The 18,932-nt window shown below is 71.6% G+C and carries 26 protein-coding genes and 1 pseudogene; 16 read left to right on the forward strand and 11 right to left on the reverse strand.

Annotated features, from left to right (window positions below; all coding sequences use genetic code 11):
* Positions 1 to 45: 45 nt before the first annotated feature.
* The 4 genes from ACWD0F_RS22630 (at position 46) to ACWD0F_RS22645 (ending at position 3,288) form a co-directional block, all read left to right on the forward strand.
* The gene (locus ACWD0F_RS22630) at positions 46 to 585 is read left to right on the forward strand and encodes a CGNR zinc finger domain-containing protein (protein WP_449878423.1); all 540 of its coding nucleotides are present in this window, start codon (positions 46 to 48) and stop codon (positions 583 to 585) included.
* A gap of 93 nt (positions 586 to 678) precedes the next feature.
* Positions 679 to 1,773: an LLM class flavin-dependent oxidoreductase gene (locus ACWD0F_RS22635; RefSeq protein WP_449878425.1), complete on the forward strand. Its 1,095-nt coding sequence runs from the start codon at positions 679 to 681 to the stop codon at positions 1,771 to 1,773.
* Positions 1,774 to 1,835: 62 nt separating this feature from the next.
* Positions 1,836 to 2,450 (forward strand): FMN reductase, encoded by a 615-nt coding sequence (locus ACWD0F_RS22640; protein ID WP_449878426.1) that lies wholly within the window; start codon positions 1,836 to 1,838, stop codon positions 2,448 to 2,450.
* A 67-nt stretch (positions 2,451 to 2,517) separates the two neighbouring features.
* Complete coding sequence (locus ACWD0F_RS22645) at positions 2,518 to 3,288, forward strand: chitosanase (RefSeq protein WP_449878427.1); 771 nt, start codon at positions 2,518 to 2,520, stop codon at positions 3,286 to 3,288.
* Positions 3,289 to 3,330: 42 nt separating this feature from the next.
* On the opposite strand, the gene ACWD0F_RS22650 is transcribed toward ACWD0F_RS22645, so the two are convergent.
* The gene (locus ACWD0F_RS22650) at positions 3,331 to 4,239 is read right to left on the reverse strand and encodes a superoxide dismutase (RefSeq protein ID WP_449878429.1); all 909 of its coding nucleotides are present in this window, start codon (positions 4,237 to 4,239) and stop codon (positions 3,331 to 3,333) included.
* 171 nt (positions 4,240 to 4,410) lie between these two features.
* On the opposite strand from ACWD0F_RS22650, the gene ACWD0F_RS22655 reads away from it, so the two are divergent.
* From ACWD0F_RS22655 to ACWD0F_RS22670, 4 genes are all read left to right on the forward strand, one after another.
* Positions 4,411 to 4,920, forward strand: coding sequence for a hypothetical protein (locus ACWD0F_RS22655; RefSeq protein ID WP_449878431.1), 510 nt, complete (start codon positions 4,411 to 4,413; stop codon positions 4,918 to 4,920).
* Positions 4,921 to 4,953: 33 nt separating this feature from the next.
* The gene (locus ACWD0F_RS22660; protein WP_449878433.1) at positions 4,954 to 5,559 is read left to right on the forward strand and encodes a cyclodeaminase/cyclohydrolase family protein; all 606 of its coding nucleotides are present in this window, start codon (positions 4,954 to 4,956) and stop codon (positions 5,557 to 5,559) included.
* Positions 5,556 to 6,383, forward strand: coding sequence for a bifunctional 5,10-methylenetetrahydrofolate dehydrogenase/5,10-methenyltetrahydrofolate cyclohydrolase (locus ACWD0F_RS22665; RefSeq protein ID WP_449878435.1), 828 nt, complete (start codon positions 5,556 to 5,558; stop codon positions 6,381 to 6,383). The genes ACWD0F_RS22660 and ACWD0F_RS22665 overlap by 4 nt, the downstream gene beginning before the upstream one ends.
* A 100-nt stretch (positions 6,384 to 6,483) precedes the next feature.
* Complete coding sequence (locus tag ACWD0F_RS22670; RefSeq protein WP_449878437.1) at positions 6,484 to 7,221, forward strand: type 1 glutamine amidotransferase; 738 nt, start codon at positions 6,484 to 6,486, stop codon at positions 7,219 to 7,221.
* Between the two features lie 90 nt (positions 7,222 to 7,311).
* On the opposite strand, the gene ACWD0F_RS22675 is transcribed toward ACWD0F_RS22670, so the two are convergent.
* The 4 genes and pseudogenes from ACWD0F_RS22675 to ACWD0F_RS22690 form a co-directional block, all read right to left on the reverse strand.
* A complete protein-coding gene (locus ACWD0F_RS22675) occupies positions 7,312 to 8,946 on the reverse strand; it encodes an AMP-binding protein (RefSeq protein ID WP_449878438.1) in 1,635 nt (544 codons plus the stop codon).
* Complete coding sequence (locus ACWD0F_RS22680) at positions 8,936 to 9,613, reverse strand: FAD-dependent monooxygenase (RefSeq protein WP_449878440.1); 678 nt, start codon at positions 9,611 to 9,613, stop codon at positions 8,936 to 8,938. The genes ACWD0F_RS22675 and ACWD0F_RS22680 overlap by 11 nt, the downstream gene beginning before the upstream one ends.
* 193 nt (positions 9,614 to 9,806) lie before the next feature.
* A pseudogene (locus ACWD0F_RS22685) lies at positions 9,807 to 9,944 on the reverse strand (FAD-dependent oxidoreductase); the annotation flags it as partial.
* Between the two features lie 43 nt (positions 9,945 to 9,987).
* On the reverse strand, positions 9,988 to 11,103 hold the full coding sequence (locus ACWD0F_RS22690) for an alpha/beta hydrolase (protein ID WP_449878442.1): 1,116 nt from the start codon (positions 11,101 to 11,103) through the stop codon (positions 9,988 to 9,990).
* Positions 11,104 to 11,316: 213 nt separating this feature from the next.
* Between ACWD0F_RS22690 and ACWD0F_RS22695 the strand changes: the two genes are divergently transcribed.
* The gene (locus ACWD0F_RS22695) at positions 11,317 to 11,976 is read left to right on the forward strand and encodes an endonuclease V (protein WP_449878444.1); all 660 of its coding nucleotides are present in this window, start codon (positions 11,317 to 11,319) and stop codon (positions 11,974 to 11,976) included.
* A 62-nt stretch (positions 11,977 to 12,038) separates the two neighbouring features.
* On the opposite strand, the gene ACWD0F_RS22700 is transcribed toward ACWD0F_RS22695, so the two are convergent.
* Positions 12,039 to 12,410: a hypothetical protein gene (locus tag ACWD0F_RS22700; RefSeq protein WP_449878446.1), complete on the reverse strand. Its 372-nt coding sequence runs from the start codon at positions 12,408 to 12,410 to the stop codon at positions 12,039 to 12,041.
* 228 nt (positions 12,411 to 12,638) lie between these two features.
* The gene (locus tag ACWD0F_RS22705) at positions 12,639 to 13,379 is read right to left on the reverse strand and encodes an NADPH-dependent F420 reductase (RefSeq protein WP_449878448.1); all 741 of its coding nucleotides are present in this window, start codon (positions 13,377 to 13,379) and stop codon (positions 12,639 to 12,641) included.
* 90 nt (positions 13,380 to 13,469) lie between these two features.
* Here ACWD0F_RS22705 and ACWD0F_RS22710 point away from each other — a divergent pair, with 90 nt between their 5' ends.
* The 5 genes from ACWD0F_RS22710 to ACWD0F_RS22730 all read left to right on the forward strand — a co-directional run bounded on the left by ACWD0F_RS22710 (position 13,470) and on the right by ACWD0F_RS22730 (position 15,346).
* Positions 13,470 to 13,835, forward strand: a complete 366-nt coding sequence (locus ACWD0F_RS22710; protein WP_449878449.1) for a winged helix-turn-helix transcriptional regulator — start codon at positions 13,470 to 13,472, stop codon at positions 13,833 to 13,835.
* A 72-nt stretch (positions 13,836 to 13,907) separates the two neighbouring features.
* On the forward strand, positions 13,908 to 14,117 hold the full coding sequence (locus tag ACWD0F_RS22715) for a hypothetical protein (RefSeq protein ID WP_449878451.1): 210 nt from the start codon (positions 13,908 to 13,910) through the stop codon (positions 14,115 to 14,117).
* Between the two features lie 134 nt (positions 14,118 to 14,251).
* The gene (locus ACWD0F_RS22720) at positions 14,252 to 14,401 is read left to right on the forward strand and encodes a hypothetical protein (protein ID WP_449878453.1); all 150 of its coding nucleotides are present in this window, start codon (positions 14,252 to 14,254) and stop codon (positions 14,399 to 14,401) included.
* The gene (locus tag ACWD0F_RS22725) at positions 14,401 to 15,018 is read left to right on the forward strand and encodes a TIGR00645 family protein (protein ID WP_449878455.1); all 618 of its coding nucleotides are present in this window, start codon (positions 14,401 to 14,403) and stop codon (positions 15,016 to 15,018) included. Before ACWD0F_RS22720 ends, ACWD0F_RS22725 begins: the two co-directional genes overlap by 1 nt.
* A gap of 64 nt (positions 15,019 to 15,082) precedes the next feature.
* Complete coding sequence (locus ACWD0F_RS22730; protein WP_449878457.1) at positions 15,083 to 15,346, forward strand: hypothetical protein; 264 nt, start codon at positions 15,083 to 15,085, stop codon at positions 15,344 to 15,346.
* A 50-nt stretch (positions 15,347 to 15,396) separates the two neighbouring features.
* Here the strand turns inward: ACWD0F_RS22730 and ACWD0F_RS22735 are convergent, their stop codons facing one another.
* Positions 15,397 to 16,191 (reverse strand): Cof-type HAD-IIB family hydrolase, encoded by a 795-nt coding sequence (locus tag ACWD0F_RS22735; protein ID WP_449878459.1) that lies wholly within the window; start codon positions 16,189 to 16,191, stop codon positions 15,397 to 15,399.
* A gap of 59 nt (positions 16,192 to 16,250) precedes the next feature.
* Between ACWD0F_RS22735 and ACWD0F_RS22740 the strand changes: the two genes are divergently transcribed.
* A complete protein-coding gene (locus ACWD0F_RS22740) occupies positions 16,251 to 16,610 on the forward strand; it encodes a hypothetical protein (RefSeq protein WP_449878461.1) in 360 nt (119 codons plus the stop codon).
* On the opposite strand, the gene ACWD0F_RS22745 is transcribed toward ACWD0F_RS22740, so the two are convergent.
* On the reverse strand, positions 16,607 to 17,083 hold the full coding sequence (locus ACWD0F_RS22745) for a DUF2283 domain-containing protein (RefSeq protein ID WP_449878462.1): 477 nt from the start codon (positions 17,081 to 17,083) through the stop codon (positions 16,607 to 16,609). The genes ACWD0F_RS22740 and ACWD0F_RS22745 overlap by 4 nt on opposite strands.
* 152 nt (positions 17,084 to 17,235) lie before the next feature.
* On the opposite strand from ACWD0F_RS22745, the gene pyrF reads away from it, so the two are divergent.
* Positions 17,236 to 18,060, forward strand: a complete 825-nt coding sequence (gene pyrF, locus ACWD0F_RS22750; RefSeq protein WP_449878464.1) for an orotidine-5'-phosphate decarboxylase — start codon at positions 17,236 to 17,238, stop codon at positions 18,058 to 18,060.
* On the opposite strand, the gene ACWD0F_RS22755 is transcribed toward pyrF, so the two are convergent.
* Together ACWD0F_RS22755 and ACWD0F_RS22760 are read right to left on the reverse strand one after the other, a co-directional pair.
* Positions 18,051 to 18,575: a nucleotidyltransferase domain-containing protein gene (locus ACWD0F_RS22755; protein WP_449878466.1), complete on the reverse strand. Its 525-nt coding sequence runs from the start codon at positions 18,573 to 18,575 to the stop codon at positions 18,051 to 18,053. The two genes, pyrF and ACWD0F_RS22755, sit on opposite strands and share 10 nt — an antisense overlap.
* A gap of 25 nt (positions 18,576 to 18,600) precedes the next feature.
* Entirely contained in the window at positions 18,601 to 18,930 is a 330-nt protein-coding gene (locus tag ACWD0F_RS22760; RefSeq protein WP_449878468.1) for a hypothetical protein, read from the reverse strand.
* Positions 18,931 to 18,932 lie beyond the last annotated feature (2 nt).

An 18,932-nucleotide genomic window follows, 5' to 3' on the forward strand; every position in this document is an offset into this window, starting at 1 on the left:
CTGGCATTTCGCGGAATAACTTGTCAATCCGGTTACTATGGGAGTGTGGACTTCACCTTCATCAGCGGCAACCTCGGCCTGGACCTCGCGGGAACGGTCGGCCGCCGCCGAGGCGAGCGCGTCGATCTGCTCGCGCCCCCGGGCGAGCTGGGCCGGTGGACGGTGGCCGCGGGGCTCCTCGACGTGCCGCCGGACGTGACCGGCGACGGCCTGGCCGCCGCGGCGGCGCTGCGGGAGGCGATCTACCGGCTGGCGACGGCCGCGCGGACGGGGGCCGCGTACGAGGCCCCCGACCGGGAGGTGCTCAACCGGGCCGCCGGGCCGGCGCCGGCGGCCGTACGGCTGGGGGCGGGCGGCCTGGAGCGCGACGGCGACCTGCGGGCCGCGCTCTCCAGCACCGCCCGCGCCGCCGCCGAGCTGCTCGGCGGGCCGCACGCCGCCCTGATCAGGGAGTGCGAGGCGGCGCCGTGCACCCGGCTCTACATCGACACCTCGCACCGCCGCACCCGCCGCTGGTGCGACATGCGCGGCTGCGGCAACCGCGCCAAGGCGGCGGCCTTCCGGGCCAGGGTCCGCGAACACTGACAAGTCGCGCACACTATGGACAAGGGAATATCCGGCCCCGCCCTGGCGCTACCGTAGTCGTCAAAGATTCAACAGTCATGGATGGTGACTAAAGTGCAGTTCGGACTCTTCAGTGTGGGCGACGTGACCATGGACCCCACCAATGGCAGGACGCCGACCGAGCACGAGCGGATCACGGCGATGGTGACGATCGCGCTCAAGGCGGAGGAGGTCGGGCTCGACGTGTTCGCGACGGGTGAGCACCACAACCCGCCGTTCGTCCCGTCGTCGCCGACCACCATGCTCGGCTACATCGCGGCCAAGACGGAACGCCTGACGCTCTCCACCGCGACCACGTTGATCACGACGAACGACCCGGTGAAGATCGCCGAGGACTTCGCCATGCTGCAGCACCTGGCGGACGGCCGGGTGGACCTCATGCTGGGCCGGGGCAACACCGGGCCGGTCTATCCCTGGTTCGGCCAGGACATCAGGCAGGGCATCCCGCTGGCCGTCGAGAACTACGCGCTGCTGCACCGGCTGTGGCGCGAGGACGTGGTCGACTGGGAGGGGAACTTCCGTACGCCGCTGCAGGGCTTCACCGCCACGCCCCGGCCGCTGGACGGCGTGCCGCCGTTCGTCTGGCACGGCTCGATCCGCAGCCCGGAGATCGCCGAGCAGGCGGCCTACTACGGCGACGGTTTCTTCGCCAACAACATCTTCTGGCCCAAGGAGCACTTCGTCCGCCTGATCAACCTCTACCGGCAGCGGTACGCCCACTACGGCCACGGCACGCCCGAGCAGGCCATCGTGGGGCTGGGCGGCCAGGTGTTCATGCGCAAGAACTCCCAGGACGCGGTCCGCGAGTTCCGCCCCTACTTCGACAACGCCCCCGTGTACGGCCACGGGCCGTCGCTGGAGGAGTTCACCGCCGAGACGCCGCTCACCGTGGGCAGCCCGCAGCAGGTCATCGACAAGACGCTGGAGTTCAGGGAGTTCTTCGGCGACTACCAGCGGCAGCTCTTCCTGATGGACCACGCGGGCCTGCCGCTCAAGACCGTGCTGGAGCAGCTCGACCTGCTCGGCGAGGAGGTCGTGCCGGTGCTGCGCAAGGAGTTCGCCAAGGACCGGCCGGCCGAGGTGCCGGGCGCGCCTACCCACGCCGCACTGCTCGCGGCCAAGACGGCGGCCGACACCGTCACCGCCTGACCGCAGGAAGCCGGCCTGTCCCCGAAACGCCCGGCCTGACCCCAAGAAAGGAGATCGACTCCATGAAGCTCGTCGTCGTCACGTCGGGTCTGACCCAGCCCTCCTCCACCCGCCTGCTCGCCGACCGCCTGGCCGAGGCGGTGACACGGCGGCTGGCGGACCCGGCCGCCGAAACGCAGGTGATCGAGCTGCGCGAGCTGGCCGTGGACATCGCGAACGCCTTCGTGACCGGCTTCCCCAACGCCAGGCTCCGCGCGGCGATCGAGGCGGCCACGGAGGCCGACGGGCTCATCGTGGTCACGCCCATCTTCAGCGGCTCCTACAGCGGCCTGTTCAAGTCGTTCTTCGACGTGCTGGACAACACCGCGCTGACGGGCAAGCCGGTGCTCATCGCGGCCACCGGCGGCACCCCCCGCCACTCGCTCGCGCTGGAGCACGCGCTGCGCCCGCTCTTCGCCTACCTGCGCGCCGTGGTCGTCCCGACCGCCGTGTACGCGGCCGCGGAGGACTGGGGCGGCGGGGGCGACTCCTTCACCGACGGCCTCGGCGACCGCGTCGCCCGGGCCGCCGAGGAGCTGGCCGGCCTGCTGGAGCGGCGCGCCCCGGCGGCCAGGCCGGAGGCGGAGGAGGTCGTCCCGTTCGAGGAGATGCTTGCGGCTCTGCGCCCATTGAGCTGAAATATCGCGAGGCGTTCAAGTAGGGTCCGTTCGGAAGTTTTCCTAACGAACTCCGACAGGAGCACCCGTGCTGACCGCCACACTCCTGGCACTCTCCCTGACCCTCACCGGCACCGGCACCGCCGCCACGGATCTTACCGATCCGCACAAGAAGGACATCGCGATGCGGCTGGTGTCGAGCGCGGAGAATTCCTCGCTCGACTGGAAGGCCCAGTACGGCTACATCGAGGACATCGAGGACGACCGCGGCTACACGGCCGGGATCATCGGCTTCTGCTCCGGCACGAGCGACATGCTGAAGCTGGTCGAGGTCTACGCCGAGCGCAAGCCCGGCAACATCCTGGCCAAATACCTGCCCGCGCTGCGCAAGGTCGACGGTACCGACTCGCACGCGGGCCTCGATCCGACGTTCACCAAGGACTGGAAGACGGCGGCCAAGGACCCCGTCTTCCAGCAGGCCCAGAACGACGAGCGCGACCGCGTCTACTTCGGCCCGGCCGTCAAGCAGGCCAAGAAGGACGGGCTGCGGGCGCTCGGGCAGTTCGCGTACTACGACGCCATGGTCATGCACGGCCCCGGCAGCGACCGGCTGAGCTTCGGCGGCATCAGGAAGAGCGCGCTGGCCAAGGCGAAGCCGCCGGCGCAGGGCGGGGACGAGGTGACCTACCTCAACGCGTTCCTCGACGCGCGCAGGACGGCGATGAAGGCCGAGGACGCGCACGAGGACACGACCCGGGTGGACACGGCGCAGCGCGTCTTCCTGAAGAAGGGCAACCTGGACCTGGAGCCGCCGCTGACCTGGAAGGTCTACGGCGACAGCTACACGATCAAGAGCTGATCGGGCGCCCCGCACGCGCGGAGCGTGCGGGGCCGCACCGGGTCAGGGGACGATGGCGACCACCGAGTAGGGCGTGTCAGGCGTCGGGGTCGTCGTGAAACGGGCGTTGGGCAGGTAGAGGCGGTGGCCGTGGGCGGCGACCGTGGTCGGCACGTCGAAGCGCGGGTCCGTCAGCCGCTCGACGACCGTGCCCGACGAGCCGTCGCGGGCGAGGGCGACGACGGCGACCGTGTTGAGGCGGTTCTGGACGGCGTACAGGGTGCGGCCGGACAACAGCAGGCCGTCGCCGTTGACCAGCGACTCGCCGCCCAGGTCCACCTCGGTGGTGACGCCGGTGGCCGGGTCGACCTCGAACAGCTTGCCGAGGTTGGACTGGACGATCAGCAGCGACCGCCGGTCCGGGCTGGGGGCGATGCCGTTGGCGTTGTTGCCGGTCGTGTACTGGATGGCGCCGCTGAGCGGGATGGTGACGGCCGCGTCGGGCAGGGCGCCGCCACGGCCGAGCGGCAGCTTGTACAGGACGGGGTTGCGGGAGTCGGTGAAGTAGGCGGCGTTGCCGGTGAGGACGACGTCGTTGACGAACGAGGGGTCGGCGGTCAGCTTGTAGGACTTGAGTACCGCCCCGCTGCGCAGGTCGATCACCCGGGCGTCGCCGCCGCTGCCGCCGGCCACGAACAGCCGGCGCGCGTCGGTCTTGAGCCCCAGCGACGGCGTGCCGGGGCCCTTGCTGAGCACGGACCCCGCGCCGGTGCGCAGGTCGGCCCGGTAGATGTCGCCCGTCAGGCGCGAGCCGAAGTAGGCGTACGGTCCCGGCCCGGTCGCTATCCCCTCCGGCTGGAACCCGTTGGGCAGCGCGAACGTGTCCGGCTTCCCGGCGGCCTGGGCGGGCACGCCGCCGAGCAGGATCACGATCAGGGCGCCGAGGGCGGTCTTCAGAATCGCGGATCTCATGCGCCTCACGATGCCCGGGGTCGCGGAGGCCGCAAAGGCCCATATGCCGCTTCACAGGGACTTTGGAGGAAGCATCCTGCCGGCCTTCATCTCCTACGCCTGCCGGCACGCCGCCCACACTCTGGGATCAGGCGGTAGGTTGAGGTGGAAGCGAACAAACGGGGTTGAGACATGTCAAACGGTGCCCGTCATGCTCTGGGAGTGGTCGCGGGACTGCTCCTCCCTCCGCTGGTTGCCGCCGGCCTGCTGTACGGCGTCGGGGAGTTCACGCTGCGGTCCAGGTCGGCGTTCGAGATCTCCTGGGTCGGCCTGGCGGCCCTGGCCGCCTCCGCGATCGTCGTGGCCTTCCTGCTCGGCTCGCGCCTGTCGCCGATCGCCTCCCTGCTCGGCGGCCTGGCGTTCACCACGCTCGGCGTCCTGCCCATCCTGGAGTTGCGGGGGGTGCGGGTGCTGCCGGACAACTGGCTGCCGGCCGCTTTCGTGACCGGGTTCCAGACCATGGCCTACTCCGGCGTGCTGCTGTTCCTGGGGATCGCGCTGCTGGTCGTGTCGGTGTTCCCGTCGCGGTGGCGTTCCGGCGCGGTGCCGGAGGTCTACTCGTCGGCCTACGGTTCGGCTCCTTCGCCGTACCTGCCTCAGAGCGGCCAGGAGGACGCCACGCGGCCGATGTACCGCGAGTGAGGACGATCTCGCGTGGGCTGGCAGAATGCCGCCATGCGTGACTCAACGATCGTCGACTTCCTGACCGAACTCGCGGACCGGGTGCCCGCACCCGGCGGCGGCGCGACGGCCGCCCTGCACGCGGCGCAGGCCGCCGCGCTGCTCGGCATGGTCGCCCGCTACTCGACCGGGGAGAAGTACACCGGCCACGCCGAGACCGTCGTCGCGGTGATCGCCGAGACCGACACCCTGCGCGCGCGGGCGGTGAAGCTGGCCGAGGAGGACGCGGCGGCCTTCACCGCCGTGACCGACGCCTACCGGCTGCCCAAGGGCGAGGAGCGCAGCGCCGCCATCGCCAGGGCGCTGGCCGGCGCGGCCGAGCCGCCCGCCCGGGTGGTCGAGGCCGCCACGCGGGTGATCGAGCTGTGCGAGCTGCTGCTGCCCATCGGCAACCGCAACGTGGTGACCGACGTGGCCGCCGCCGCCGAGGCGGCGCGCGCCGCGCTCACCACGGCGCGGATCAACGTCGAGGTCAACCTGGGCGGCATCAAGGACGAGCGGGTACGCGAGGAGCTGAACATCCGCCTGTCGGGTGTCGACGCGGCGGTCGCCAGGGCAGACTGGGTCACCGCCGAGGTACGCGAGGAGATCAACCCGTGAAGACGCTCACCGGAAGGGACCTGGCCACCGCCATCCGGGCCCAGACGCAGGCCGAGGCCGCCGCGGGCCCGCAGCCGCGGCTGGCCGTGGTGGTGGCGACGGCCGACGAGGCGAGTCTGTGGTACGTCAGGTCCATCGCCAAGGCGGCGGCCGGCGTCGGCATCGCCTGCGACGTGGTCGACCTGGGCCCCGAGGCCGCCCCCGAGCAGATCGGCGGCACGCTGGCCCGGCTCAGCGCCGACCCCAACGTGCACGGTGTCATGCTCCAGACCCCGCTGCCCGGCGGCGCCTCGGCGCAGGAGCTGGCCACCGCCATCGACCCGCGCAAGGACGTCGACGGCGCCAACCCGCTCTCCCTCGGCCGCCTGGCCGCGGGGCTGCCCGCGTTCCCGCCCGCCACGGCCGCCGCCGTCATGGCGCTGCTCGACCACTACGAGGTGCCGCTGCCGGGGCGGCGGGCGGTGGTGGTCGGCCGCTCGACCGTGGTCGGCAAGCCGCTGGCGCACCTGCTGCTCGACCGGCACGCCACCGTCACCGTCTGCCATTCGCGCACCCGCGACCTGGCCTCGGTCACCGCCCAGGCCGAGGTGCTGGTCGCCGCCGTGGGCCGGGCCGGGCTGATCGGCGCGGAGCACGTCGCGCCGGGCGCGGTGGTGATCGACGTCGGCACCAATCCGACCGACGACGGCGGGCTGACCGGCGACGTCGACTTCGACGCGGTCGCGGGCGTGGCCGGGGCGCTCACTCCGGTGCCCGGCGGCGTCGGCCCGGTGACGACCGCGCTGCTGCTGCGCCACACCGCCAGGGCGGCGAACCTGCCATGACAGCGCTGCTCAAGAGCCACCCGCGCGGCGAACCTGCCATGACGGCGCTGCTCAAGACCCACCCGCGCGGCGATCACCGAGTGAACGGCGGAGCCCTGTGATGGGTGACGTGCTCGTCGTGCAGAACAGCAGGAGCGGCGGCCCCGGCCGGCTCGGCGACTGGCTGGCCGAGGGCGGGCTGGAGCTGGACGTCGTGCTCGCCCACGAGGGCGCCGCCCTGCCCACCCGCCTGCGGCACGACGCCATGATCATGCTGGGCGGCGGCTACCTGCCCGGCGATGACGACCGGGCCCCGTGGCTGGCCGGCGCCCGGCGGCTCGTGGGGCAGGCGCTGGCGGAGGGCGTGCCGCTGCTCGGCATCTGCCTCGGCGGGCAGATGCTCGCCGAGGTGGCGGGCGGCGAGGTGACCGGCGATGCCGGCGCGCCGGAGAACGGCAGCCTGCCGCTGATGATCCGGCCCGAGGCCGCCGCCGACCCGCTCTTCCACGGCCTGCCGGCGGTGGTGCCGGCCGTCGAGCACCACAAGGACGCGATCACCAGGCTGCCCGATGGGGCCGTCTGGCTGGCCCAGACCGGGGCCTGCCCCTACCAGGCGTTCCGGATGGGCGAGCGGGCGTGGGGGGTGCAGTTCCATCCCGAGGTGCTGCCCGCGCGCATCCGCGCGTGGCGGGCCGAGGGCTTCGATCCCGAGGAGGTGTACGCCCGGGCGGTGGCGGACGAGCCGGTCTCGACGCCCATCTGGCGTGAGGTGGCCGGGCGGTTCGCGGCCATCGTCGCGGAGCGGGCAGGGGCAAGGATGGAGGCACGGGCGGAACCGCCGGCACGAACATCGGTGTAGGCGCGCGGCGGCACGGGCGGAGGCCGAGGCACGGGCGGAACCGCCGGCACGAACATCGGTGTAGGCGCGCGGCGGCACGGGTGAAACGTGTCAGGCGTTCTTCACCTCGGCGGCGGCGCGCAGCCCGAGCAGGTCCACCGACCGTTCGCGCATCTCCACCTTCCGGATCTTCCCCGTCACCGTCAGCGGGAAGGACTCGGTGACGTGCACGTACCGGGGGATCTTGTAGTGCGCCAGCCGGTCCGAGCAGAACTCCCTGACCCGCTCGGCCGTCAGCGGCTCGGCCCCCGGCCGCATGACGACCCAGGCCATCACCTCCTCGCCGTACCTCTCGTCGGGCACGCCGATGACCTGCACGTCGGCGACGTCCGGATGTCCGTAGAGGAACTCCTCGATCTCGCGCGGATAGACGTTCTCGCCCCCTCTGATGATCATGTCCTTGATCCGGCCGACCACGTTGACGTAGCCGTCCTCGTCCATGGTGGCCAGGTCGCCGGTGTGCATCCAGCGGGCCGCGTCGATGGCCTCAGCCGTCTTGTCCGGCTCGTCCCAGTAGCCGAGCATGACCGAGTAGCCGCGCGTGCACAGCTCGCCCGGCTCGCCCGTGGGCATGGTGAGCCGGGTCTCCGGGTGCACGATCTTCACCTCGACGTGCGGCATGGCCCGGCCCACGGTCTCGGTCCTGCGCGCCAGGTCGTCGTCGGACCTGGTCATCGTGGACACCGGCGAGGTCTCGGTCATGCCGTAGCAGATGGCGACCTCGCGCATGTTCATCTCGCTGACGACGCGCTTCATGACCTCCACCGGGCACGGGGAGCCGGCCATGATGCCGGTGCGCAGGGACGACAGGTCGTACGCGGCGGCCACGGCCAGCTCGGCGATGAACATCGTCGGCACGCCGTACAGGGACGTGCAGCGCTCCTGCGCCACGGCGCGCAGCGCGGCCTCAGGGTCGAAGCCCGGCGACGGGATCACGACGCAGGCGCCGTGCGAGGTAGCGCCGAGATTGCCCATGACCATGCCGAAGCAGTGGTAGAACGGCACCGGCAGGCAGATCCGGTCCTCCTCCGTGTAGTGCAGCAGCTCACCGACGAAGAAGCCGTTGTTGAGGATGTTGTGGTGCGACAACGTCGCGCCCTTGGGGAAGCCCGTGGTGCCGGAGGTGTACTGGATGTTGATCGGGTCGTCGAAGGCCAGCTCGGCCATCCGGGCCCGGAGCTCGGCGCGATCGGCCCGCTGCGCGCGCAGGGCGTCCCAGGTGGGGTCCTCCAGGTAGACGACGTCGGCGAAGCCGATCTCCTCGACCATCGCGCGGTAGTCGCCGGACTTGTGCCGCTGGGCGCTGATCAGCAGCCGCATGCCCGACTGCGCGACCACGTACTCCAGCTCGTGGCTCCGGTAGGCGGGGTTGACGTTGACCAGGATCGCGCCGATCTTGGCGGTGGCGTACTGGACGAGCACCCACTCGGCCCGGTTGGGCGACCAGATGCCGACCCTGTCGCCCTTGGCGATGCCCCTGGCCAGCAGCGACATCGCCAGGTCGTCGACGTCGTCGTTGAGCTGGGTGTAGGTCCAGCGGCGGCCGGAGGGCACGTCGACGAGGGCTTCCCGGTCGCCGGAGCGGGCCACCGAGCGTTCGAGGTTCGCGCCGATGGTCTCGCCCAGGAGCGGCGTGGGGGCGACGGCACTGGAGTACGACAACATGCCCACAGTGTCATCCGGCATCCGGCCTCCGCACCAGCTCCAGAATTCTCGCCGCGAGTCCCAGCGCCGCCAGCCCGGCGCCCGCGGCCACCCAGCGGCGCTGGCGGGCGACGCGGCGCTCGACCTCCGCGTACGGCGTCGTCGAGAACGAGACGAGCTCGTAGCGGGAGGCGTAACCGGGCAGGACACGCTCCAGCGTGTGCTCGACGCGCTTGCCCGCCAGGAACGCCTTCGAGCCGACCTTGTCGCGCATCTCCACGAAGTTCTCCAGCGCCAGCCGCGCGATCACGTCGGTGTCGGCCCTGCGGCGCTCGAACAGCTCCAGCGCCCCCGGGAAGTCGTCGCCGGTCTCGTCCAGGCAGCGGTCCAGCTCGACGCAGTCCTCGAAGCCGCAGTTGGCGCCCTGCCCGTAGAAGGGCACGATGGCGTGCGCGGCGTCGCCGATCAGCCCGATCGTGGTGCCTTCGGTCGTGACGTGCCAGGGCGAGCAGCGCATGGTGACCAACGGGCCCACGGGGTTGTCCCGGTAGCCGGCGGTCAGGCCGGGCATCCGCTCGAACGCGTCCGGATAGTGCTCGGCGAAGTACGCCCTGACGCGGTGCGGGGTGCCGAGGGCGGCGAGGGTGTCGTGCGGCCAGAACAGGGTGCAGGTGAACGAGCGGTCCCGGTTCGGCAGCGCGATCATCATCGAGCGCCCGCGCGGCCAGATGTGCAGCGCGGCCAGATGTGCAGCGCGGCCAGATGTGCAGCGCCGCCGGATCCATGGCGAACTCGCCGTCCCGCGCCGGGATCGACAACTCCTTGTAGCCGTAGTCCAGGTAGTCCTGGCTGAAACTGACGCCGGGAAGCTGCTGCAGCCTGGCCCTGACCGTGCTCAGGTTGATGGATCTGCCGCAGTCGGCGCCGTGCTCGCGCGGGTCGGGGCGCCGTTCGTAGAGGACGACGCGGTGACCGCGGCGGGCCAGGAAGCAGGCGAGCAGGCAGCCGACGAGCCCCGCCCCGACGATCGTGACCTCCATCCCTCTTTCGTACGGCGGCGCGCCGCCGATGTCCAGCAGGCCCCTACGCCAGGGCGGTGGCGATGGCCTCGGCCGTGGCCTGCCAGATCGGGGTGCCGGGGGTGATGACGGCGAAATGGTCGCCCGGCCGCTCCAGGTGGGTCACGTCGTCGCCCGCCAGCTCGGCCGCGCGCGCGTAGCGCCGGCCGAAGTCGATCAGGTCCAGGTCGTCGTCCGTGCCCTGGACGATGAGCTGGGGCACGCCCAGGGGAAGCCTGTGCAACGGCGAGGACGCGCGATACAGCGCATCGACGCCACGCCGCTCGCCCCCGGCACCCGCGTCGGTGCTGCTGCCGGCGCCGGTGCTGGGGTGACCGAGGGCGGCGGCGACCGCGCCCGAGCTCAGCCAGCGCCGATCGCCTTCGACGAGATCGAGCACGCCCGCCAGCGACACGACCATCCGCACCCCTCCGGCCACGCCGTCCGCGCCCACCCGCAGCGCGAGCTGGCCGCCGGCCGAATGCCCCGCCACCGCCACCCGTCCCAGGTCGAGCGGCGCGTCCAGGGCGGCCAGCGCCGCCAGCCCCGCGGCCACGTCCTCAGTGGTCGCCTGCCAGCCGTGCAGGTCGGGACGCCGGTATTCGAGATTCCACACCGCGAGCCCGCGCTCCACCAGATCGACGCAGAGCGCGTCCATGAGGTCGGCCGCCCAGATCGACCGCCAGTAGCCGCCGTGGATCAGCACCACGACGGGCGCACTCGCCAACGACGGCAGATACAGCTCACCCCACTGATCCCGTCCGGGCCCGTACGGAATCCGCCGCCCCGGATGCCGCCGCCGGTGCACGGCATGCCTGATCCCCCAGGCCAGCCCACTGACCCCGCGCCCGTGCAGATGCGCCGCCCCCGGCCCGGGCTCGACCCCGTCGACCCGTTCGAGATCCACCCACACCACCGGCCCCGTCGAACGCCCGATCAGCGCCCGCGCCCCGGCCTCGGGCCCGGGGACCGCGACCACCACGGCGTCGCCGTCCAGCGAGGACCGGAGCTCGGCGACGTCGCGGGCGTGACGGAGCACACCTCGGACGCCCAGCGCGGCGAACTCCCGCTCCGCGACCTCACCCAGCAGCCCCGCATCGGCGACCACACCAGGACCAGCGACCACCACGACATCACTCACGAAGGTGACCCTACAGAACCTGTCCCGCAGCAGTTCACGCCGGTCCTGGGTGCCGAGCCCGGCTTCGTCCCAGGCCAGGCGGCCGTTTCCGACGCCGCCACCTCAGCGGGCGGCCACCTCGGCACCGGCTGAGACCGAAGCGGCTCACGGGGCGGGCCCCGGGCTGAGGATGACGCACGACGTGCCCGGCGAAAGGGCCCTACCTTAGAGCGGATGCAGGTAAAGCAGCTTCACCCGTGGCCCACCACCGTCGCCGAGGCGCAGGCCGTCCAGGATCGCCTCCGCGGCCGTGTCGAGCTCGCCGGACCCACCGCCTTCACCCTGGTGGCCGGCCTGGACGTGCACTACCACGGCGACGACGAGGTGACCGCGGCCGTGGTCGTGCTCGAAGCCGGCACGCTGACGCCGGTGGAGGAGGTGGTCGCGCACGGGCGGGCGGCGTTCCCGTACGTGCCGGGCCTGTTCGCCTTCCGCGAGCTGCCCGCGCTGGTGGAGGCGCTGGAGAAGCTGACCGTCCGGCCCGACCTGCTGGTCTGCGACGGGTACGGCCTGGCTCATCCGCGCGGCTTCGGCCTGGCCTGCCACCTCGGGGTGCTGACCGAGGTGCCGGCGCTGGGGGTGGGCAAGACGCCGTTCGTCGGCGCGCACGAGACGCCCGGGCCGGAGCGCGGCGACTGGACGCCGATCGTGCACGAGGGCGCCACGGTGGGCCGGGCGCTGCGCACACAGGCGGGCGTCAAGCCGGTGTACGTCTCCCAGGGCCACCGCATCGCCCTGGACACGGTCACTGACCAGGTGCTGAACCTGACCACCCGCTACCGCCTGCCCGAACCCATCCGCCGCGCCGACCACCTCGCCCGGCACCCATCCTGACCCGCTCCCCCAGCACCCGCTCCTACGGCACCCGGCAGGCCGGCTTCGGGCGACGGGGGCGGTCAGCGGCGCCAGGACCAGACGAGCAGCCACACGCTGAGCCCGAAGAGCGACATCCCGAGCGGGACGTGCGCGGCCACGGCGCCGGACCCGCCGAGCGCCGACTGGACGAACCCGAGCAGCAGCACCGCGAGGCTGACCAGGGCCGGCCAGCCCGCGCCGCGCCCCGGCCGCCACAGCAGCACGGCCACGACGAGTTGCACCACCCCCAGCAGATGCACCGCGGCCGCGCCCGTCCCGTGCAGGCCCGGCCCTCCCCCGCTCATGAGCTGCCCGGCCGTCACGGCCTGGGCGAGCACCGCCAGCGTGTTGAGGGCGGTGACGGCCTTGAACGCGGTGGTGTACCCGCTCCCCTTGGCGACCTGGGTGACCACTGGACTTCTCCTTTGACCTCGTGAAGGTCTCCAGGATCTTGCCGCGGGCCGCGATCGGCATCCACCCGCCGTCGTCATCCCCGCTACGCCCTCCGGCGTACGTCAGCCCGGCCGATGCGTACCCGAGCAAACCAGCGGCCTACCTCAGCCCGGCCGATGCGTACCCGAACAGACCAGCGGCCTACCTCAGCCCGGCCGATGCGTACCCGAACAGACCAGCGGCGTACCTCAGCCCGGCTGATGGGTGCCTGAGGAGACCAGCGGCGGCAGCACGGCCTGGGCGTCGGCCCCGCCGAACCACAGCCCGATCATGAACGCCGCCGTCGCCTCCAGTTGCGGCGCCCGGTCGAGCCCGCCACCGTTCACCGGGGTGCAGCCGAGATCGGCGACCAGCGTGCGCGCCGCCTCCAGGGCCGCCGCGTCGTCACCGCACAGCGGCACGGCCAGCGCCCTGCCGTCGAACACCGGCGGCGTCATCCGCCACACGTCCACGTGGCACAGGTTGAACGCCTTCACCACATGACCTCCGGACAGATCGCGAATCCGCCAGGCGAGCGGACGCGCGGCATCATAGCGGTCGGGGGCGGCGGCGTTGGTGACGTCGATGAGCGGCTTGCCGCGCAGCGCCGCGCCGGCGCCTGACAGCACGTCGCCGAGCCCGGCCTCCCTGACGGCCACCACCACGACCTCCCCGAACTCGGCCGCCTCCACCCAGGTCCCGCCCTCGACGCTCACGGCCACACCCGCCGCCGTACCAGCCTGCGAACCCGTTTCCGAACCCGCCTGCGAACCCACCGCCGAACCCGTCCCCACATCCGCCTTCGCACCCGCCGCCGCGCGCATCGCCGCGGCCTGCGCCACGGTCCTGCCCGGGTCGCGGCCGCTCACCATCACCTCGTGCCCGGCCCTGGCCCACTGCGTGCCCAGGGCATCCGCCATGCCGCCCGCGCCCAGAATCCCGATACGCATGTTCGTCCTCCGCTCCGTGAAGGGGCTTTACTTATGGAGGGACGGTACAAAGCTCGTCGCACACCATTCGGTGCCTAACGGAGGGTCGCGTTGTTCCTCGCCGACTGCCAGGCCAGACTCGCCTTCGACCTGATCTCCAACACCTGGAACGCGGTCGTCGTGTGGTCGCTGCGCCACGGCCCGCGCCGCCCGGGCCTGCTCCGGGAGGAGATCGGCGGCATCAGCACCAAGGTCCTCACCGAGACGCTGCGCCGCCTGGAGTTCAACGGCATCGTGTCGCGGCACACCTACGCCGAGGCCCCGCCCCGGGTCGAGTACGAACTGACCGATCTGGGCCGCACCCTGCTCGGCCCCATCGGCGCCTTCGGCGAGTGGGCCTTCGACCACGGCGACGAGGTCATGGCCGCGCAGGACCGCTGGGAGGGCGGCGGCAAGAAAGACGAAAGCTTTACATGAACTTAGTGTTACCAATTCACTACTCTGGGTAGCTAGTCGAGGGTTGTTCATTACTGTTACCCAGGAGGTTCCATGCTCGTCTCCCCCCGCCGGTTCGCCGCTGCCGCGCTGGTGGCCGGTGGCCTGGCCCTGTTCGCCGCGCCCGCCGCCCATGCCGTGGTGGACCCTGTCGCAGTCGGCACGTGCCTGGCGGGTTCCGCCGGCGACATCACGACACTGATCGACCCGAGCGCTCCGGGCCTGCCGGCCGAAGTTCCCGCCATGGGCTGCCTTCACCCATAAGCGCTACGGGCTGCTTCCATCCGTAAACCCGTCCGCCCGCCCGGTCGGGGCGGCGCGGCGCCGGTGCGCCGCGCCGTCTGGTTCTCGCCCCCGTCTCCTGTCCGATAGCGCACGCGCAGCAGCAAGGAGTTCCGTTGAAGGCCCGAATCCTCACCGCCCTCGCCGTCCTCGCGCTGGCGGCAGCCACCGCTCCGCCGATCGCTCTCGACCGCCTGGGCAGCGGTGATCCGCCCCTCATCGATGTCCAGACCTGGATCCAGCACGTCAACGTCCTGACGTCCTAGTGCAGATCGCGCAGTTGCCCGTGGCCGACTCGGCGGCGAAGCCGCGGTCGATGGTCAGCCGCGTCGGCTACGTCATGTTCCTCAGCCGGTGGATACAGGCGCCGCTCTACCTGGGGCTGATCGTCGCCCAGGTGGTGTACGTGTGGCGGTTCATGATGGAGCTGCTCCATCTGATCCAGCTCGGGTTCGGCGGCACGCCACCGGAGACCACCGTCATGCTCATCGTCCTCGGCCTCGTGGACGTGGTGATGATCTCCAACCTGCTCATCATGGTGATCATAGGGGGCTACGAGACGTTCGTGTCCCGCCTGCGCATCGAAGGGCATCCCGACCAGCCTCAGTGGCTCTCCCACGTCAATGCCAACGTGCTCAAGGTCAAGCTGGCCATGGCGATCATCGGCATCTCCTCCATCCATCTCCTGCAGATATTCATCAACGCGGAAAGACCGTCCATAACCGACCGGGAGCTTCTGTGGAAGACACTGATCCACCTGACCTTCGTGGTCTCGGCGCTGGCGCTGGCGCTCATCGACCGCATCATGGCGGGCGGCCGGCCCAAGCACGGTACGAACGATGGCGAGCGGACCACGCACCGGCACGATCGGGTCGCCGCGTGAGCAGGCGTGCGACCAAGCGGTGCCGCCCGATCACGATGCGGCCGTGCCGGAGCCGGTGGCCTCAGTGAGAGTCCGGGGAGTCGCGGTGGCGGGGATATGCGCGGTGGTGACCGGGGTGCTCTTCTCCGGCGCCACCGCGTACGCCGACGACGACGCGGGCGCGAAGGGCCCCAGGCCCCTCATCGGCGATGTGATCGTCTTCAACGACGAGATCGTCGAGCCCGTGTCACTGCCGGTGACCACATGCGGGGGGCTGCTCCACGTGCTCAGCAAGAAGACGCCCATCGACTGCGAGGGCGCCTCGCGCGTGTCAGATGACGACGCGTGAGGTCGTAAGGGTCCGCCCACGTGGGCGGGCCCTTACGTATCCCCCACCCGTCAGGTCAGGAGTCGCTCCAGGACCACGGCCACCCCGTCCTCGTCGTTGGCCAGGGTGTGGTGTTCCGTCGCCGCCAGCACCATCGGGTGGGCGTTGGCCATGGCGTATCCGGCGCCCGCGAAGGCCAGCACGGCCAGGTCGTTCGGCATGTCCCCGAACGCCACCACCCGCGCGGGATCGACCCCACGCTCCTGGCAGAGCCGGCCGAGCGTGAGGGCCTTCGTCACCCCCGGCGCGCTGATCTCCAGCAGGCCCGCCACCCCCGAGTGCGTGACCTCGGCCTGCCCCTCGGTCGCCGCCAGCACGGCCGCGACCATCTCGTCCGCCGTGTGCGCCTGTGACAACGCCAGCAGCTTGACGATCGGCTCGTCCTCCTCGAAGACGGAGACGACCTCGCGGAGGTAGGCCAGGTCGTGCGGCACCCGCCGGGTGTAGGCGGCCTCGGTCAGGACGTTCCTGCCGGTCTCGACGGCCAGGCCGACGCCGGGCAGCGCCCCGGCCAGGATGTCCGCGACCCGGCGTGCCACGTCCGGTGCGAGCGGGTGGCTGGCGGTGATCTCGTCGGTGGCCAGGTCGTAGACGATGGCGCCGTTGCTGCAGATCGCGGTGCCTGTGACGCCGGCCTGCCGGGCGATCTCGCGGATGCCGCGCGGCGCCCTGGCGGTGACGAAGACGATCTCGGCGCCGGCTTCGCGGGCCGACCTGAGGGCCTTCCTGGTGCGGGCGGTGACGGTGCCGTCCGTGGTGAGGAGAGTGCCGTCGAGGTCGGTGGCCACAATACTCGGAAAGGTCACAACCCCCATTATTCCGGCCTCGTGTGATGGACGACTTCTGGGGGGCGTAAGGTTCGCGTGTGTCCTCCCCAGCTCGTCCGGACGATCGTGTCGCGTCCGTGTTCCGGTTCGCCACCGAGCTCGTCGCCTGGGTCGCGACGCCGTGGGCGTTGTCGTCGGCCTCCGTCCCGCTGGCCGTGCTCTCCGTGGTGGTGCTGATCGGGCTGCCCACGCTCTTCTCCACGCCGGGCGACAAGCGGAACGTGATCGTCGCCGTGCCGGGGTTCGTGACGGTCGTGCTGGTGGCCCTGCAGCTCGTGGCCGCGGTGGCGGCGGCATGGGTGGCGTGGCACGCCTTCGCCGCCGCGCTCGTGTCGGTGCTGGCCGTGGTGACGGTCGTGCTGGAGCTGCCGCGCTGGCGGTGGCTGTCGTCCCGCTAGAGGCGCATCTCGGCGGGGAGGCGGGCGTGCGCGTTCATCAGCTCCAGGCCCAGGAGCTGGCCTCCGTCGGCGTAGTCGAGGACGACGTCTTCGGCCACGACCTGGCGTACGGCCTCTCCTGGCACTATTTCGTGCTTCATCGCGATATAGGCGATGTCTTCGTGCTTCTCCCAGCTCACGTACACCGTCCTCGGCCGCTGCCGCGACGGCACGTCGTCCCCCATGAGCAGGCCCTCCCGGGCCTCGTGCGAGCCGGCCAGCGCGGCCCGCACCATCACCGTCGCCAGCTCGACGGCCTCCAGCGAGTCGAACCCCGTGACCTTGCGCTCGTGCTCCCACCCGGCGAGCCCGTCGATCCGGTAGGGACACGACCAGTCCCCCGTCGGCTCCTCATACGGCACGCCGATCGTGACGACCACGTCACGCGGCGGATCGCTGCGTAGCACCAGCACCCGTTGGGCGATCTCGTACATGTCTGCTGATCTACCCGCAAGGCCACTCCGGGAAGACTCGGGCGCCGGCGTGGGTTCAGGAGTCGGGCACGGTCCCATATCGTCGCCGGAGAAACATTCCTGCCCATGGTCGCCACGGGCTAGTGTGCCTACGGTCGTGAGGAGCTCTTGAGATGAACGAGTCGTTCGGGGCCCGGTTGCGAGCCAGGCTCGACGAGTGCGGACCGCTCTGTGTGGGCATCGACCCGAGCCCGGCGCTGCTCGGCGCCTGGGGGCTGGACGACTCGCCGGTCGCCTTGGAACGCTTCAGCCGCACGGTCGCCGACGCGGTGAGCGACGTGGCGGCCGTGGTCAAGCCGCAGTCGGCCTTCTTCGAGCGCTGGGGCAGCCGGGGCATCGCGGTGCTGGAACGCACCATCGCGGCGGTGCGCGAGGCCGGCGCGCTGGTGCTGCTCGACGTCAAGCGCGGTGACATCAGCAGCACGATGGCCGCCTACGCCGAGGCCTACCTCGACCGGGGCAGCCCGCTGGCCGCGGACGCCGTGACGCTGAGCCCGTATCTGGGGTTCGGGTCGCTGGAGGGCGCGATCACCTCGGCGGTGGCCAACGACGCGGGCGTGTTCGTGCTCGCCCGCACCTCCAACCCGGAGGCGGCGCGCCCGCAGCGGCTGGTGGTCGGCGAGGTGCTGGCCGGAGCCGCCGCCGTGAACGCGGGCCACACCCCGTTCGGGCCCGTGGGGGTGGTCATCGGGGCGACGCTGCCGGAGCTGGAGTTCTCCCTGGCCGACCTCAACGGTCCCATTCTCGCTCCGGGGCTGGGCGCCCAGGGCGCCTCTCCCGCCGACGTGGCGCGGCTGTTCGGCCCCGTACGCCACGCCGTCGTGCCCTCGGTCTCCAGGGCCGTGCTGGCCGACCCGAAGCTGCTGCGCGCCCGCACCCTCGCCTACCGGGACGAGTGCGCCGCCCACCTGGGGTTGCGGATCGCCAGTCAGAAGTGAGTCGCGATCCCGAACGCCTCGCGCAGCCGCGCCATGTCGTGCAGGTCGCGCTCCCTGGGCTCGTAGCCCTGGTGGAAGTGCACCTGCTGGGCCGCTGACAGGCAGGGCACCGCGATGCCCTCGATCGTGCCGGTGACGAAGGCGGCGGCCGGATAGGCGAAGTGGCCGCCCTGGTCGTCGAGGCGCTGGACCGCCGCGCCGTCCGGCCCGAACAGCAGCGGGTGCAGGTCGATCTCTCCCGGTCCCGCCATGACGAAGCGGGCGGGCCGGCCGGGCACGACGCCGTCGAGCTCGGTGTATCCGGCCGCCTCCAGGGTGGCGATCACGACCGGCTCCTGCTCGGCGCGGTGCATCAGGTCGAGGTCGTGGTGCTGCCTGGTGACGCGGCCGACGAGCGCGTCGACGCCCCAGCCGCCGCCGACCCAGACCTCGCACCCGGCCGTCCGCAACACCTCCAGCACGCCCAGGACCCGGCCCGCTCCGAACATGCTCTCCCCGGGGTCGCCTGCTGCCACGGAGATCATCGTATCGAAGCCGGCATCAGCCGGTGGGGCCCGCCTCCGGCCGGGTCACGCCGTTCGCTTCCTCGTCCTCGCCCGCAGAGTCCGCCTCCTTCGGGCCCGACGCCCGTTCGGCCTGTTGCTCCCGTTCGGCCTGTTGCTCCTGTTCGCCCTGTTGCTCCTGTTCGCCCTGTTGCTCCCGTTCGGTCTGATGCCCTCGTTCGCCCTGTTGCTCCTGCTCGTCCGGCAGCTGGACCGGGATCGGGCGGCGGGCCTTCGGGGTGTCGGCGCCCGACCGCTCCGCGACGATGTCGCTCTCGCCGTCCACGCCCCCAACCGCCGGCGGCAGATCGTTCGTTGTCTCGTTCATGG

Source organism: Nonomuraea sp. NPDC002799 (assembly GCF_053592075.1).

What these genes read in the sequence shown, in the direction of transcription:
- pyrF (WP_449878464.1), top strand. Translation starts at nt 17,236, where the DNA reads ATGAACGAGTCGTTCGGGGCCCGGTTGCGAGCCAGGCTCGACGAGTGC.
- ACWD0F_RS22695 (WP_449878444.1), top strand. Translation starts at nt 11,317, where the DNA reads ATGCAGGTAAAGCAGCTTCACCCGTGGCCCACCACCGTCGCCGAGGCG.
- ACWD0F_RS22655 (WP_449878431.1), top strand. Translation starts at nt 4,411, where the DNA reads ATGTCAAACGGTGCCCGTCATGCTCTGGGAGTGGTCGCGGGACTGCTC.
- ACWD0F_RS22660 (WP_449878433.1), top strand. Translation starts at nt 4,954, where the DNA reads ATGCGTGACTCAACGATCGTCGACTTCCTGACCGAACTCGCGGACCGG.
- ACWD0F_RS22680 (WP_449878440.1), bottom strand. Translation starts at nt 9,613, where the DNA reads ATGATGATCGCGCTGCCGAACCGGGACCGCTCGTTCACCTGCACCCTG.
- ACWD0F_RS22650 (WP_449878429.1), bottom strand. Translation starts at nt 4,239, where the DNA reads ATGAGATCCGCGATTCTGAAGACCGCCCTCGGCGCCCTGATCGTGATC.
- ACWD0F_RS22745 (WP_449878462.1), bottom strand. Translation starts at nt 17,083, where the DNA reads ATGTACGAGATCGCCCAACGGGTGCTGGTGCTACGCAGCGATCCGCCG.
- ACWD0F_RS22670 (WP_449878437.1), top strand. Translation starts at nt 6,484, where the DNA reads ATGGGTGACGTGCTCGTCGTGCAGAACAGCAGGAGCGGCGGCCCCGGC.
- ACWD0F_RS22705 (WP_449878448.1), bottom strand. Translation starts at nt 13,379, where the DNA reads ATGCGTATCGGGATTCTGGGCGCGGGCGGCATGGCGGATGCCCTGGGC.
- ACWD0F_RS22675 (WP_449878438.1), bottom strand. Translation starts at nt 8,946, where the DNA reads ATGCCGGATGACACTGTGGGCATGTTGTCGTACTCCAGTGCCGTCGCC.
- ACWD0F_RS22715 (WP_449878451.1), top strand. Translation starts at nt 13,908, where the DNA reads ATGCTCGTCTCCCCCCGCCGGTTCGCCGCTGCCGCGCTGGTGGCCGGT.
- ACWD0F_RS22640 (WP_449878426.1), top strand. Translation starts at nt 1,836, where the DNA reads ATGAAGCTCGTCGTCGTCACGTCGGGTCTGACCCAGCCCTCCTCCACC.
- ACWD0F_RS22760 (WP_449878468.1), bottom strand. Translation starts at nt 18,930, where the DNA reads ATGAACGAGACAACGAACGATCTGCCGCCGGCGGTTGGGGGCGTGGAC.